Here is a 14,559-nt window from a genome sequence, read left to right as displayed (position 1 = left end):
GAACTCCGTTGTGCGCGCGCCGCTCAGGCGTCGCGCGTGATCAGCAGGTTGCCCAGGGCGTCGACGCGTCCCGAGAAGCCCGGCTCCAGCCAGATCGTGGTATCCGACTGCTCGAGAATCGCGGGGCCGGCCACGGTGGCGTCGACAGGCAAGTCCAGTCGCGCGTAGCGCGCGGCGTCCCACCACTGTCCGGCGTGATAGACGCGCTGCGTGCCGAGCGACTCGGGCATCGCGCCGGCCTGCGGCGCGAGCACGGCCAGGTCGAACTTCGGGCGCACGCCGATGCGCGCGTAGCGCAGGTTCATGATGCGCACCGGAATGCCCTCGAGCGCGCGACCGAAGGCGTCGCGGTACGCGGTCTCGAACGCCCGGGCAATGCCGTCGCGATCGAGCTGCTCGCGCGTGACGGGCACGCGCACCGTATGGCTCTGGCCCACGTAGAGCATGTCGAGCTCGACGATCTCGCGCACGCCTTCGAAGCGCACGCCGGCGGAGTCGAGGCGCGCCTGGCAGGCCTCGGCCAGCGCTTCGACGCGTGCCACGAGATCTGCCGTATCGAGCGCGGCGAGCGGCTGGTTGAGCGTTTGCACGCTGTCATGTCGCATGTCGGCGATCACGCAGCCCAGCGCCGACGTCACGCCCGGGTAGCGCGGCACGATGCCCGTGGTCGTACCGACTTCGCGCATCATCGCGCACACGTGCAGCGCGCCGCCGCCGCCGAAGGGCATATAGGCGAACTGGCGCGGATCGTGGCCGCGCTCGATCGACACCACGCGAATGGCGCCGGCCATCTTGGCGTTGGCGACGGTGAGAATCGCCTCGGCGGCGGCATACACGTCGAGGCCGAGCGGTTTGGCCACATGCTCGTCGATGGCACTGGCGGCAAGGCTCGCGTCGAGCTTCGCGAGCAGGCCGCCGCCCAGTGGCCGGTCGGCGGCGATGCGCCCGAGCAGCACGTTGGCGTCGGTCACCGTCGGTCGTGTGTTGCCGCGTCCGTAACACGCCGGGCCGGGAATGCTGCCCGCCGACTCGGGACCGACCTGCAACAGGCCGCCCGCATCCACCGATGCGATCGAGCCGCCGCCGGCACCGATCGTCTCGATCTGGATCATCGGCGAGCGCACCACCATGCCGAATTCGATGGACGTCTGCGCCGAGAGCGACGCCTCGCCGCCCGCCACGAGCGACACGTCGAACGACGTCCCCCCCATGTCGCCCGTCACCACGTTGGCGAAGCCCGCGGCCCGCGCGATGGCCGCACAGGCGATCACCCCGGCAGCCGGCCCCGAGAGCGCCGTGCGCACTGGCACATCGCACGCCGTCTGACGCGACATGATGCCGCCATTGCTCTGCACCACGAGCAGTTCGCCGCCGAAGCCGCGCGCCTTCAGGTCGCTCTCCAGACGCGTGAGATAGCTGCCGACCACCGGTTGGAGCGACGCGTTGAGCGTGGCTGTCGAGCATCGCTCGAATTCGCGGATCTCGGGCAGCACCTCGGTCGCCGCCGTCACGTTGCCGTTGGGCCACAGCGTCCGGACCGCGGCCACGGCGCGCTGCTCGTTGATCGGATTCGCGTAGGCGTTGACGAAGAACACGCACACGGCATCGCAGCCCGCCTCGAGCAACTGGCGCGCGGCCGCTTCCACCTGGGCGATGTCCACGTCGGTATGGACCGTGCCGTCGGCGAGCACGCGCTCATCGACCTCGAGGCGCAGGTCGCGCGGCACGATGGGCGTGAAGTTGCCACGCAGGCCCCAGGTGGCCGGGCGATCGCGGCGCCGCATTTCGAGCACGTCGCGAAAGCCGGTCGTCGTGATGATGCCGGTGCGTGCCACCTTGCGCTCGAGCAGGGCGTTCGTGCCCACGGTCGTGCCATGCACGATCGTGGCGATGCCGCCCGCGCCGCGTCCCTGCGTGTCGACACGCTCGATGCCGTTCATGAAGCCGCGCGCTTCCTCGCCGCGCGTGGAGGGTACCTTGACGATACGCGCCACGCCGGCGGCTTCGTCGAGGACGAACAAATCGGTAAACGTGCCGCCCACGTCGACGCCGACGATCGTTGATGCTTCGCTCATGCCTGTTGCTCCTTCTCGCGCGCGTCGTTCGCGCCGGTCGTCACATATCCCATCGCGCGGTCATGCGCGCGTGCCGCGGCGTCACGCGCCGCCGGCGCGCCGTAGCCGCCCCCGCCCGGCGTCTCGAGCCGCACGCGCTCCCCGCGCGCGAGCTTGATGCCGAGCATCTTCGAAGCCATCGGCGGCGTGTGCCACTGGCCGTCGTTCTGATAGCGAAACACGTTGGGCACCGACGCCGCACCGCCTGCAATGCCTTGCGGCGCCGAGCGTCCGCGCTCGCCGAACACGAACGCTTCCGCGCTGTCCTCGAGCAGTTCGATTTCGTAGATGGCGCCCAGGCCCCCACGATGCCGTCCGTCGCCGGCGGAATCGGGGCGCAGCGCCCACTGCGTGAAGCGCACCGGATACGCGGCTTCGAGAATCTCGACCGGGGGAATGGTGGCCGTCGAGATCGGCGCGTTGCCATGCGACAGACCATCGCCGTCGATATGTCCGCCGTGGCCGCCGCCGAAGAAGCTGAACATCACCCAGCGCTGACCGCGCCGCGCCGGGTCGGTGCGGTAGCCGGCGATCGAGAGCGCATTGATGGTGCCGTACGCCTGCCCCATCGCCCGCTCGGGCGCGGCTTGCGCCATCGCACAGAAGATCACGTCGATCATGCGCAGGATGGTCTCGGTATAGCCGCCCACCGGACGCGGACGCTGGGCCGAAATCAGCAACCCGTCGGGCAGCTCGAAGCGCACCGCGTCGAGCACGCCCGCGTTGGCGGGCACGTCCGGGAACAGGTGCTTGAGCGCCACGTAGCATGCGGCGATGGCGGTCGCGCGCGAGATGTTCACCGGCCCCATGCACGCGGGCGACGTTCCCGCGAAATCGAGCGTGAGCGACTCGCCGGCCACGCGCATGCGCAGCGCGATCGTCAGCGGTTCGTCGCGCACGCCGTCGTTGTCGAGCGTGTCCTGATAGACGTATTCGCCGTCCGGCAACGCGGCCACATGCGCGCGCATGAGCTTCACGGCGCGCTCGCGCAATTGCGCCAGCGCGTCCTGCACCGTGCCGTCGCCGTACTCGTCGAGCAGATCGGCCAGACGCCGCGCGCCGAGCTCGAGCGCGGCGAGCTGCCCGTTCAGATCGCCCCAAAGGCTGTCGGGCAAACGGGTATTGGCCTTGAGGATCGCGAGCACGTCCGCGTCGAGCTCGCCGCGCCGTACGATGCGCACCGGCGGGATCTGCACCGCTTCCTGCCAGCATTCGGTCGCGGCCGGGTTGTAGTTGCCCGGCACCGCGCCGCCCACGTCGTGCCAGTGCGCGGCGGACGCCAGAAAGCAATAGAGCTCGCCGTCGCGGAACACGGGACGCACGAGTTTGAAGTCGTTCGCGTGGGTGCCGCCTTCATACGGATCGTTGAAGAGCCAGACGTCGCCGTCGACCATGCCGCCGCGCTCGGCGGCCGTGCGCGCGGCCGCCTGCACGGCGAACGCCATCGCGCCGACGAAGACCGGCAGGCCGGACTTGCCCTGCACGAGGGTCGCGCCGGTCGCGGCGTCGTAGATGCCGTGGCAGGCGTCGTGCGCCTCGGCGATGATGGGATTGAAGGCGCTGCGGTAGAGCGTCGCGTCCATTTCGTCGGCGATCTGCTCCAGCCGTCCTTTGAGGACCGCCAGGGTGACGGGATCTAGCATGAAGAAACTCCGTGTGATGTCGGTTGGGATGCCGCGCTGCGCCGCTTGAGCAGATTGAGCAGGCCGCCCGCGTCGACCATGTCGAGGAGGAACCCCGGCACGCTCTCGCAGGCGAGCCGGCTGCCATCGGCACGCTCGACATAGCCCTCGCGCGGCGCGAGCCGCAGGTCCTCGCCTTCGGCGATTCGCGATGCGTCGGCACAGGTGAGCAGCAACAGCCCCACATTGAAGGCGTTGCGGAAATAGAGACCGTTGAACGACGGTGCGATCACCGCGCGCACCCCCAGGTGCACCAGCGCGGCGGCCGCCTGTTCGCGCGACGAGCCAATGCCGAAGTTCGGCCCGGCCACGAGCACGTCGCCCGGTCGCACGCCCGCGGCGAACTCCGGGCGCACCCGATGCAGGCAGTGGCGTGCGATCTCGTCGATGCCGAACTTCATGTAGGCGCCGGGTGCGAGCGCGTCGGTATCGATATCGGCGCCGACCACCCACGCGCGATGTGTGTCAGCGTCAGTCGCGTGGCCGCTCGCCTCGGGTCGACCGGAAGAAGACGTTGGCGTTGTCATGATTCAGGAGAGGCAGTGAAAATGTTCTGGAGGACCGGCGCGCATCACGCCAGCAGTTCGCGCGGGTCCGCGATGCGACCGGTGAGCGCGGCGGCGGCCACCGCATAGGGGGAGCCCAGATAGACCTGGGCCGTCTCCGAACCCATACGTCCCTTGAAGTTGCGCGCCGTGCTCGAGAGCACGGTCGCGCCTTCGGGAATCGACCCGCCGTAGCCCGCGCAGGCGCCGCACGTATTGGCGAGCACCTGGGCACCTGCCTGCACGAGCACGTCCATCACGCCTTCGCGCGCGGCCTGCGCCTGATCGCGCGCCGACGCCGGTGCCACCACGAAGCGCATGCCCCTGGCGACCTTGCGGCCCTTGAGCACGCGGGCGGCGGCCCGCAGGTCGTCGAGCTTCGCCCCGGTGCACGCACCAAGATAGGCCACGTCGACCGCAACGTCGGCGAACTCGCCGATGGCGCGCGTGTTGGCCGGACTATGCGGCGCCGCCACCTGCGGGGCGAGCGATCCGGCGTCGAACACATGCAGTTCGGCTGGCGCATCGGCGTCGCCTTGCCAGCGCGCGATGTCGATGGGATCCGTCACGCCGACCGAACGCAGATAATCCACGGTCGTCTCGTCGGGCGCGATCAGTCCCACCTGCGAGCCAAGCTCGGCGCTCATGTTCGAGAGCGTCATGCGCTCCTGCATCGACAGGGCGCGCACGGCGTCGCCGCAGAACTCGATCGCCTGGTAGCGTCCGCCGTTCATGCCGAAGCGACCGATCATGTGGAGCATCATGTCCTTGGCGCTCACGCCGTCGGCGAGGCGCCCGTCCCAGCGCATGCAGATCGTGTCGGGCACCTTCACCCAGATCTCGCCGGACACCGCCACGCCGAGCATCTCGGTGCTGCCGATGCCGAACATGTACGCACCGAACGCGCCGCCGGTCGGCGAATGCGAGTCGCCGCCCACGCAGAACATGCCGGGGCGCAGGTGGCCATGCTCAGGCACCACCACGTGACAGATGCCTACCGAGTCGTACACGTTGGGCAGTGCCTGCGCTCTCGCCCAGTCGCGTGCAATGCGCACGATGCGCCGCGATTCGTCGTCCGATTCCGGCACGTAGTGATCGATGACGAGCACGACCTTCGATTTGTCCCACAGCTGCGCACCGAGTGATTCGAGCATCGGCTGCAGGCGGCGCGGACCGCTGGAGTCGTGGAACATCGCGAGATCGACACGGCAGGTGACGATCTCGCCCACGGCCACGGTGTCGCGGCCACACGCGGCAGCCAGCAGCTTTTGCGTCAGAGTTTGAGGCACGGTCATTCCCTTACATTCCCAGATACGCACGCCGCAGATCGTCGCTCGCAAGCAACTCGGCGCAAGTGCCGCTGTGGCGGATCTCACCGTTCTCGAGCACGTAGCCGCGCTGCCCGGTTTCGAGCGACTGACCCACGTTCTGCTCGACGAGCAGGATCGACAGGCCCTCGCGCTGCAAGCGCGCGATGAGCGAGAAAAGCTCCTCGACCATGAGCGGCGAGAGGCCGAGCGACGGTTCGTCGAGAATCAGCAGGCGCGGCTCCGCCATCAGCCCTCGGCCGATGGCAAGCATCTGCTGCTCGCCCCCGGACATCGTCCCGGCCGCCTGATCGATGCGCTCGCGCAAACGCGGAAACAGATCGAGCATCTTCTCCAGGCTGCGTTCGCGCGACGCGCGGGCACGGGCAAACGCACCGAGCGACAGGTTCTCGCGAACGCTCAGGTTCGGGAAAATGCGGCGCCCTTCAGGCACCTGGATCAGCCCCGCCTTGACCACATCGCGGTAATGCCGGCCGGTGAGATCGTGCCCGTCGAAGCGAACCCGCCCGCCCCAGACCGGATTGATGCCAGACAGCGTGTTGTTCAGCGTCGACTTGCCCGCGCCGTTGCTGCCGAGCATCACGACGATCTCGCCTTCGCCGACGGCGAGATCGACACCGCGCAACACCTCGACACGCCCGTAACCGGTGCGCAGGCCTTCGACTTCGAGCAGATGGGTCATTGCGCACCTCCGGTTTGCGCAGCGAGCCGCGCCGCCGTGCCATGCCCCAGATAGGCCTCGATCACGGCGGGGTCGGTCGTCACCTCGCGAGGCGTGCCCGACGCGATCAGCTTGCCCTGCGCGAGCACCCAGACGTGCTCGGCCAGGCTCATCACGGCGCGCATGACGTGCTCGATCATCAGCACCGTCACGCCGCTCGCGGCGATATCGCGCACCACGGGAATCATTTCGTCGATCTCGCTTGGATTGAGCCCCGCGAGCACTTCGTCGAGCAACAACAGGCGCGGGCGGGTGGCCAGCGCGCGCGCGAGCTCAAGCCGCTTGCGTCCGCACACGGTGAGGTCCGCCGCCGGCTTGTCGAGCTGCGCCTGCAAATTGGTTCGGTAGGCGATTTCCTCCGCGTCGCGCAGCGCGGCGCGGCGCTCTCGCAGATGCAGATGGGCGCCCACGGCGATGTTCTCGCGCACGGTCTGCGCCCCGAACGGCTGCACGATCTGGAACGTGCGGGTGAGCCCCTGGCGCGCCGTCTCGTACGGTGCCTGCCCGGTGATGTCGCGCCCCTGGAACTCCACGCGTCCGGCGCCCGGCGTCAGAAAGCCGGACAGCAAACCGAACAGTGTGGTCTTGCCCGCGCCGTTCGGACCGACGAGGGCGGTCAGCGTGCCGGCCCTGACGGACAAGCTCACGTCCTGCACCGCCTTCAGGCCGCCGAACGTAATGGACAGGCCTTCGGCCTTCAGAAGAATGTCAGACACGGGCGTTCTCCTCACGCGATGCGTTACGCGTCTCGTCCGCCGCAGTTCCCTGCGCCACGACCTTGCGTTCCATGCCGAGCACGCGTCGGATCGATGCCCCGGCGCCCGTCATGCCGCGCGGCAGGAACATCACGATCAGGATGAGTACGGCGCCGTAGATCACCATCGACAGGCCGGGCAATTCGCCGAACAGGTTGCGCGTAAATTCACCCAGCGCGTAGAGGACGGCCGCGCCGAGCACCGGGCCCCACAGCGTGCCGAGCCCGCCGACAATGGCACCCACCAGCGCCTCGACCGAGATGGTCGAGCCGAACGCGATGCCGGCGTCGATGTACTGGAACATTTGCACGTAGCACATGCCCGCCGCCGCCATGAAGCCGCCCGACAGCGCAATCGCACCCAGCTTCACGCGCAGCGGGTTCACGCCCACGGCGCGGGCCGCATTCTCGTTGTCGCGCACGGCCTGCAGCCACGCCCCAAAACGCGAGTGCCGCAACCAGGCCGTCACCAGTAGCGCCGCCATCACGAACACCAGCAGCAACGCCGCATAACCGCGCGGGGAAGCAAACTGCAAATTACCCACGCCCTGGCGCAGCGGCACCATCAGGCCCACACCCGCGCCGGTAAAGGGCAGCGACACGGCCAGAATGCGGAACACCTCGGCAAAGGCCAGCGTAACCAGTGCGAAATACGACCCCTTCAGGCCATAACGAAACGTCACCGCGCCGAGCGCCACGGCAACCGCCGTGCCCATCGCTATCGCGAACGGCATGGCGAGCCACGGGTTCCAGCCCCATTGCAACTGCGCAATGGCCTGGGCGTACGCCCCCACGCCGAAGAACAGCGCGTGGCCGAACGACAACTGGCCGCCGAACCCGCCGAGCATGTTCCACGACTGCGAGAGCAGCACGGCGTAAAACGTCATCATCAGGAACGATAGCCACACGCCCGACTGCAACGTGAGCAGCAGCGCGGCCATCGCCACGCCGAACAGCACAATCATTCGAAGATCTTTCATCGTTGGCTCCTGCTCCCCCGGTTCATGCCCGTGCACCGAACAGCCCCTGCGGACGCAGCAGCACGACGATGATGAAAATGGCGAAGATGCCCATCTGCCCGAGCGAATCGCCGAGCCACAGCCCGCCGAGCGACTCGACCACGCCGATGAGCAAACCGCCTACCAGCGCGCCCACGAAGCTCCCCATGCCGCCCAGCACGACGATGGTGAAGGCCACCAGCACGAAACCGCCACCGACCTGCGGGTTCACGTAGTACGCCGGCATGAGAAAGCACGCCGCCGCGCCCACGCATGCCATGCCGATCCCGAACGACAGGGCGTACACCCGCTCCACGTCAATGCCCATGAGCTTCGCGCCATGCTTTTCCTTGGCGACGGCCCGAATCGCGCGGCCCAGATCGGTGGCGCGCATGATCCAGAACAGCACGGCCGCCGCGGCGAGCGCCCCACCAAATGCGATCAGCTTCGGCACGGCGAGCATGACGGGGCCAACGTCGACCGTGGCCAGTGTGTACGGCGTGTCGATCGTATGGGTGTCGGACTTGAACCACACGAGGGCGAGGTTCTCCAGCACGATGGCCAGGCCGAGCGTGACCAGCAGAATGTTCTCGTCCTTGCCGTGGCTTGCGCGCTCGATCACCACGCGCTGCAGTGCGTAGCCCAGTGCGAACATGCCCATCGTGACAAACGGCAGCGCGACGTACGGGTCGATGCCGAGCTTTTCCTTGAGCAGCCAGACCGCGTACAGCGCCACCATCAACGCCGCGCCGTGCGCGAAGTTGATGATGTGCAGCACGCCGTAGACCAGCGTGAGGCCCAGCGCGATGAGCGCATAGACCGCGCCGGTCGTCAGGCCGTTGAGCACGGCCGACAGGAGAATGACCGGGTCGAACATCGCGTCAGGCCTTGAGGGGGAAGACCGGCGCGACCTGACGGTAGCTGTCCGGCAGAATGACCTTGATGTCGCCGCCCGAGACCTGCGTGAGCAGTGGCTGGGCCCCCAGGTTCTGGCCCTTCTCGAACTTCGTCGGGCCGTAAGGCATCAGGTGATCCTTGAACGTGCTCGACGCGAGCGCCGCCGTAATGGCCGCGCGGTCCACTGATTTCGCACGCTCGATCGCGTCGGCGAGCAGCATCATGGCCGTGTACGTCATGAACACTTCATAGCTGAAGTAGGCGCCCTTCGCTTCTGTACGCTTCTTGAGCGTCGCCACGCGCGGGTCCTTCGGGTTGAACCAGTGGTTGCAGTCGATGATGCCGTCGGCGATGTCCGGAAACTCCTTGAGGAACTTGTAGCTCGACGCCGCGCCACCGAGCACCGAGTAGATGGCTTTCGGACGCACCTTCTGCTGCTTCATCGCGCGCAGCAGCAAGGCGTACTCGTTGTAGTAGTTCGCCGGAATCACAATGTCCGGATTGACCGAGCGCATGCGCAGCACGATATTGTTGAAGTCGCGCGTCGGATTGGCGTGCTTGATCACTTCCTTGATCTCGAAGCCGCGCGCGGGAAGTTCCTTCTGTAACAGCGCCGCCGTGCCGGTGCCGAAGAGCGATTCCTCGTGCACGATCATCACGGTCTTCGCCGGCTTGCCTGCCGCGTTGTTCAGCGCGGCGAGATCGTCGACCGCGCGCATCGAACACATGCGATACCCAGGGCCGAAACGGAACGTGTTGGTCAGCCCGCGCTCGACGATCTGATCCGCGACGCCGACATCGACCACGTGCGGCAGGCCGTACTTCGCGGCCGTTTGCGTGGTGGCCAGGCAAATCGCCGACGCGTAGGCGCCGACGATCGCGGACACGCCGGCTTCGTTCATCTTCTCGACTTCGGCCGAGCCGGCTTCGGGACGCGATTGCGCGTCGCCCAGCATGGCCTCGATGGGTGCGCCGCCAAGCGACTTGATGCCGCCGGCCGCGTTGATGTCCTCGATGGCGAGCAAGGCGCCGAGGCGGCACTGCTGGCCCGAATAGGCGAGTGCGCCGGTGACCGGGTGCAGCACGCCGATCTTGACGGGTTTTCCGGCGGCGTGCGCCAACCACGGCGCGCTGGAGGTGGCGGCCAGGGCGGCCATGGCGGTGGATTGGCGCAGGAACGTGCGACGCGAACTCATGTGTGGGTCTCCGGACTTGATCAGTGGAATTGGGCAGACAGTTCTTCGCTGACCCAGACCTTGGCGTCGATGTCGCCGACGCGCGAGAGTTGAAGCTGGTACTGGTAGCGATCGGGGCGATACAGGCCTTGCAGTAGTTGCACCGGGCGGTCGGCGACGTCGCGCACCAGGCGCGTGACCGCGAGCAACGCGGAGCCGACGGCAATGTCGAGGTGGCGCGCCACGATGGCATCGGCCAGGCGCGCGGAAATGGTTTGGGTCGCGCCACCGAGTTCGACGCCGGCCTCTTCGAGCAGCATGAGCAGCGGCTTGCGTTCGAGGTCGTCGCTGCGAATCTCGGCGATGTCCTTCGGCACGTGCGTGGTGATGTACGACAGCGGGCCGGCTTGCGTGCTGCGCACGCGAACACTCTTGTAGACCGGAGCGCCGGGGGTGAGCGCGAGCGCCTCCGCCACGGCGTCGCTCGCACCGACCACAGACGATTCGAGCACGGCTACGTTCGTGCGCAGGCCCATGTTGACGATGTTCTCGAGCAGACCGGTCAGATGCGCCTTCTCACGCGAGATACCGGGGCCCTTGCCGCCGCCGGTGCGTTGTCCGGCATGCAGCGGCCACGTCCCCAGCCCGGGGCGGCGCACCACGAGCCCATCGGCCACGAGCATCTCCATCGCCTTGCGGATCGTAATGCGCGCCACACTGAACTGATCGGCCAGCAGGTGCTCGCCGGGCACGCCGTCGCGATCGAAACGTCCCTCCTGAAGTTGCTCGCGCAACACGAGGTAGATCTGGTGGTACTTCGGCAGCGGTAGTGGGGTATCCATGCGACGATTCTGGAAGTGTCATAATGTCCGGTCAATAGAACAAATAAACGGACAAAATGTCCCATCGGGAAAACACCTAAGCCCTGTGCGAGGATTTTCCGGCGATGCGCGGAGGCGCTTCAAGCCCAGGCGGAACAAGGACCTTCACGGTGCCGCGCAGCATGGCTCGTGAGCTGCGCGGCACGCGTTTGCGGCGGCGATATCGGGCTCGCGTGGCGTGCTGCTCGCCCGTGCGCAGGACGGGCGTCGAGCGTACGACCCGCGGCGCCCGGCGGCCGCTCAGAAGCGGTGACGCAAGCCGACGTAATAGCTCATCTGGTTATCGTATCCGTTGAGCTTCACGCCGTTGCCGCCGGTCCAGTTGGTGGTGGACGTGCCGAACAGCCCCGCCCAGCCGCCGTCGACGCGTTCGTAAGCGGTCGCAAAATAGACGTCGGTGCGCTTCGAGAGGAAGTAGTCGATGACGCCGTAAAGCGTTTGGCGCTTGCCGCTGAAGTTCACGGCACTGGTGTTGTCGTACATGTAGGCGGCGATGAATTGCCACGACGGATTGAGCAGGTAACTCGCCCCGAGCGTGAAGAACTGATCGCGTCGGGCGGCGGAGAAGACCGAGCCGATGGCCGCCACGGTGGTGGGCGTTGCGGCGGTGCTCATGTTGGTGATCGACGCGTAGTCAACGCCGCCGTTGGTTACGTCGAACCCGGGGTCGCGCTGGCTTTGCAGGTAGTCGGCGTGGAATTTCCATTGTCCGTAGCTGACCTTGGCGCCGAGCGACCAGGTTTTCGCGGTACGGCTCTGAGAGTCGTGCGTCTGCTGCAACTGTCCGGTGAAGACGTTGCCGTTCTGTTCCCAGGACACCCCGCCCGAGGCCGACGAGCGCGCGGAGCCCTGCCCTGCGATGCCGCCGAAGGCGTATTGCAGGTTCATGCCGAAGGGGCCGAATTTTTTCGTCCAGGTGAGCGCGTTGTTATAGCGCTGGCCGGTAAGGAAAACGAGCCACGAGTTGGTGGGCGGCGCACCGATGAAGATCGGATCGACCATGGAGATCGCGACGACGGCGCCCGTGTATTGACGCCCGAATGCGAGTTCACCCCAGCCGCCTTGCAATGCGACGAAGGCCTGGCGTCCGAAGAGTTGCCCCTGTTGATCGAACGTTCCGGCTTGCGAATTGAAGCCGTTTTCGAGCACGAAGCGCGCCTTCATGCCGCCGCCGAGGTCCTCGATGCCCTGGAGGCCGAAACGGCTGGCCGACAGGAAGCCCTCGCCGGACTGGTTCAGCGAATAGACGCGGCCGCCGTCAGGGCTGGCGTGATTCTGCGAGACGACAGCACCTTCGATCAGGCCGTAGAGCGTGACGCTCGATTGCGCGAGCGCGGATGTCGCGGCGGCCGTCAGCGCCAGCGCGGCACTGGCGAGGGTCATCGATTTCAGTGTTTTGCGTTGAGTGGTCTTCATGAGTCTTATGGTCTTGGCTTGAAGGGCGTGAGGACTTCGGGCTTTGGGTTTGCTGCGATTCGGAAAAACAGCCTCCCCTCGGCGCCGGACGCCGGAGCCTCGTTGCAAGCCGATGCGGCGTTGCGGGAGGCTCGGACGTCAGGGCGCACGACACCTCGACGCGCAGTCGGCGGGCGCGTCGTCAGGCATGGGGCGACAGGGGAAAATCACGCGAAGCGAAACCGGTCGCGGCGCTACGCGTTGGGGGTGCGACGGACTACTCGCGCAGGACGCGATACGACGCACGCTTCGAAACGCGCGCCAACACGCAGGGGGATGGGAGACGAGTCATCATGGCGATGACTCTAGGAGGACCAATATGTAGCGTCAATGGAACAAATGCCGAAGACGGTTGTTCCATCGGGAAATTCCCGAGCCAGGCTTGGTGTCGGGAGGTGTCGGGAGGCAGCGCGAGCGGGCACTGATTTGCCTGAACCGACTTGACGACCGGCAAATCGGGAAGCATTCCTTCTTGCCGGGCGTTTTTGCTATACTCTGCCCCTTCTGAGCGGATCGCGTCCGCTCCCTCCCTGTAGTTCAATGGATAGAACGAGTGCCTCCTAAGCGCTAGATACAGGTTCGATTCCTGTCGGGGGGACCAGCTTACTGCCTAACGATTCCCAGCATTGCCCACAAAACCGCGACAGCTCAAGGCTTCGCGGTTTTTTTATGCCCACGGACAGCCGTGATTGCCCATCGACAGCGGGGGTACATTGGGGGTACCTTTGGGGGTACAAAATACCCCGAGCCACGAGATACCCCCAATGGCCCTAACAGACATTGCCATCAAGAACGCAAGGCCTTCGGACAAAGCGTATAAGCTATTTGACGGCGGCGGCTTGTTTCTACTGGTTACTCCCGCAAATCAAAAGTACTGGCGTCTAAAGTACCGACACGGCGGCAAGGAGAAACTGCTAGCGTTGGGCGTATATCCCGAAGTCAGCCTCGCCGCCGCACGCAAAAAGAAGGAAGAAGCGAGGGACAGCCTCGCGCAAGGCGCTGACCCGAGCGCCCACCGAAAGGAGGTAAAACGACTAGCTCTGCTCAATGCCGCAACGTCATTCGAGGCGGTCGCGCGCGAGTGGTTCGAGAGTCAACGCGGAGGTTGGAGCGCCGGATACGCAGAGAAAGTCATCGGCTCTCTCGAGGGAGACGTTTTCCCGACTCTAGGAGACATGCCTATCGCTGACATTGAGGCACACACGCTCGTCGGTGTGCTGCGAGCGGTCGAGGCACGGGGTGTGCGCGAGACTGCGAAACGAATACTCCAGCGCACACGCGCGGTGTTCCAGTACGGGATCATGACAGGTCGATGTGCGCGCAACCCAGCCAGTGACGTGGACGCACAGGTAATCCTCAAAAAAGGACCCGCAGTGCAGCACATGGCACGCATTAGACCCTTCGAACTCCCGACACTAATGCGGGACATCGCCACTTACGAAGGCGAGCCGGTCACTCGCCTTGCGCTCGAGCTTATGGCCTTGACTTTCGTCCGAACAGCAGAATTGATCGGGGCGACGTGGCAGGAATTCGACGAAGATGCCAAAGAGTGGCGCATCCCAGCGTCACGCATGAAGATGAGAACGCCACATATTGTGCCACTGAGTCGGCAAGCTATGAGCGTTCTAGAGCAACTTCGTCAAATCAACGGGGCGAGAGAGTTTGTCTTTCACAGCCCACAAGGTCGCAAGCCAATATCTAACAACACCATGCTTTACGCCCTATATCGGATGGGCTACAAATCACGGATGACCGGCCACGGCTTTCGCGGCCTAGCCGCGACGACCCTCCGAGAGATGGGATACACACGCGACTTGGTGGACCGACAACTTGCACACGCCGAGAGAAATCAAGTGACCGCGGCATATGTGCATGCGGAGTACCTTCAAGATCGTCGCAAAATGATGCAGCACTGGGCGGATTACATAGACGCAGCTCGAAAAAGGGTGAAGGTAATACCTGGCAAGTTCGAAACTGCCGCATAACCGCACTGTCTGCGTGCTGCAATT

Annotated in this window: 12 protein-coding genes and 1 tRNA gene; 2 read left to right on the top strand and 11 right to left on the bottom strand. The window is 65.9% G+C overall.

What is annotated here, in order from left to right:
- Nucleotides 1-23 precede the first annotated feature (23 nt).
- The 11 genes from PMO31116_RS13290 to PMO31116_RS13240 all read right to left on the bottom strand — a co-directional run bounded on the left by PMO31116_RS13290 (nucleotide 24) and on the right by PMO31116_RS13240 (nucleotide 12,511).
- On the bottom strand, nucleotides 24-2,075 hold the full coding sequence (locus PMO31116_RS13290; RefSeq protein WP_150567127.1) for a hydantoinase/oxoprolinase family protein: 2,052 nt from the start codon (nucleotides 2,073-2,075) through the stop codon (nucleotides 24-26).
- Nucleotides 2,072-3,757 carry a hydantoinase B/oxoprolinase family protein gene (locus PMO31116_RS13285; protein WP_150567126.1) on the bottom strand — a complete coding sequence of 562 codons (1,686 nt, stop codon included), beginning with the start codon at nucleotides 3,755-3,757 and terminating at the stop codon, nucleotides 2,072-2,074. The genes PMO31116_RS13290 and PMO31116_RS13285 overlap by 4 nt, the downstream gene beginning before the upstream one ends.
- Nucleotides 3,751-4,323 (bottom strand): LeuD/DmdB family oxidoreductase small subunit, encoded by a 573-nt coding sequence (locus PMO31116_RS13280; protein ID WP_023595250.1) that lies wholly within the window; start codon nucleotides 4,321-4,323, stop codon nucleotides 3,751-3,753. The genes PMO31116_RS13285 and PMO31116_RS13280 overlap by 7 nt, the downstream gene beginning before the upstream one ends.
- 44 nt (nucleotides 4,324-4,367) lie before the next feature.
- Nucleotides 4,368-5,636, bottom strand: a complete 1,269-nt coding sequence (locus PMO31116_RS13275) for a 3-isopropylmalate dehydratase large subunit (protein WP_174971284.1) — start codon at nucleotides 5,634-5,636, stop codon at nucleotides 4,368-4,370.
- Nucleotides 5,637-5,640: 4 nt separating this feature from the next.
- Nucleotides 5,641-6,351, bottom strand: a complete 711-nt coding sequence (locus PMO31116_RS13270; RefSeq protein ID WP_150567124.1) for an ABC transporter ATP-binding protein — start codon at nucleotides 6,349-6,351, stop codon at nucleotides 5,641-5,643.
- On the bottom strand, nucleotides 6,348-7,106 hold the full coding sequence (locus PMO31116_RS13265; protein ID WP_023595247.1) for an ABC transporter ATP-binding protein: 759 nt from the start codon (nucleotides 7,104-7,106) through the stop codon (nucleotides 6,348-6,350). Before PMO31116_RS13265 ends, PMO31116_RS13270 begins: the two co-directional genes overlap by 4 nt.
- Nucleotides 7,099-8,124, bottom strand: a complete 1,026-nt coding sequence (locus PMO31116_RS13260; protein WP_150567123.1) for a branched-chain amino acid ABC transporter permease — start codon at nucleotides 8,122-8,124, stop codon at nucleotides 7,099-7,101. Before PMO31116_RS13260 ends, PMO31116_RS13265 begins: the two co-directional genes overlap by 8 nt.
- A gap of 22 nt (nucleotides 8,125-8,146) precedes the next feature.
- Entirely contained in the window at nucleotides 8,147-9,019 is an 873-nt protein-coding gene (locus PMO31116_RS13255) for a branched-chain amino acid ABC transporter permease (protein ID WP_150567122.1), read from the bottom strand.
- A gap of 4 nt (nucleotides 9,020-9,023) precedes the next feature.
- Nucleotides 9,024-10,235: an ABC transporter substrate-binding protein gene (locus PMO31116_RS13250; RefSeq protein ID WP_023595244.1), complete on the bottom strand. Its 1,212-nt coding sequence runs from the start codon at nucleotides 10,233-10,235 to the stop codon at nucleotides 9,024-9,026.
- A gap of 20 nt (nucleotides 10,236-10,255) precedes the next feature.
- On the bottom strand, nucleotides 10,256-11,056 hold the full coding sequence (locus PMO31116_RS13245; RefSeq protein ID WP_150567121.1) for a GntR family transcriptional regulator: 801 nt from the start codon (nucleotides 11,054-11,056) through the stop codon (nucleotides 10,256-10,258).
- Between the two features lie 279 nt (nucleotides 11,057-11,335).
- The gene (locus PMO31116_RS13240) at nucleotides 11,336-12,511 is read right to left on the bottom strand and encodes a porin (protein ID WP_246185275.1); all 1,176 of its coding nucleotides are present in this window, start codon (nucleotides 12,509-12,511) and stop codon (nucleotides 11,336-11,338) included.
- A gap of 565 nt (nucleotides 12,512-13,076) precedes the next feature.
- On the opposite strand from PMO31116_RS13240, the gene PMO31116_RS13235 reads away from it, so the two are divergent.
- Together PMO31116_RS13235 and PMO31116_RS13230 are read left to right on the top strand one after the other, a co-directional pair.
- A tRNA-Arg gene (locus tag PMO31116_RS13235) sits at nucleotides 13,077-13,151 on the top strand.
- 163 nt (nucleotides 13,152-13,314) lie between these two features.
- On the top strand, nucleotides 13,315-14,535 hold the full coding sequence (locus tag PMO31116_RS13230) for a tyrosine-type recombinase/integrase (RefSeq protein ID WP_150567120.1): 1,221 nt from the start codon (nucleotides 13,315-13,317) through the stop codon (nucleotides 14,533-14,535).
- Nucleotides 14,536-14,559 lie beyond the last annotated feature (24 nt).

It is taken from the genome of Pandoraea morbifera, from assembly GCF_902459575.1.
Lineage (GTDB): Bacteria > Pseudomonadota > Gammaproteobacteria > Burkholderiales > Burkholderiaceae > Pandoraea > Pandoraea morbifera.
This window is presented reverse-complemented; position numbering and strand designations above follow the sequence as displayed.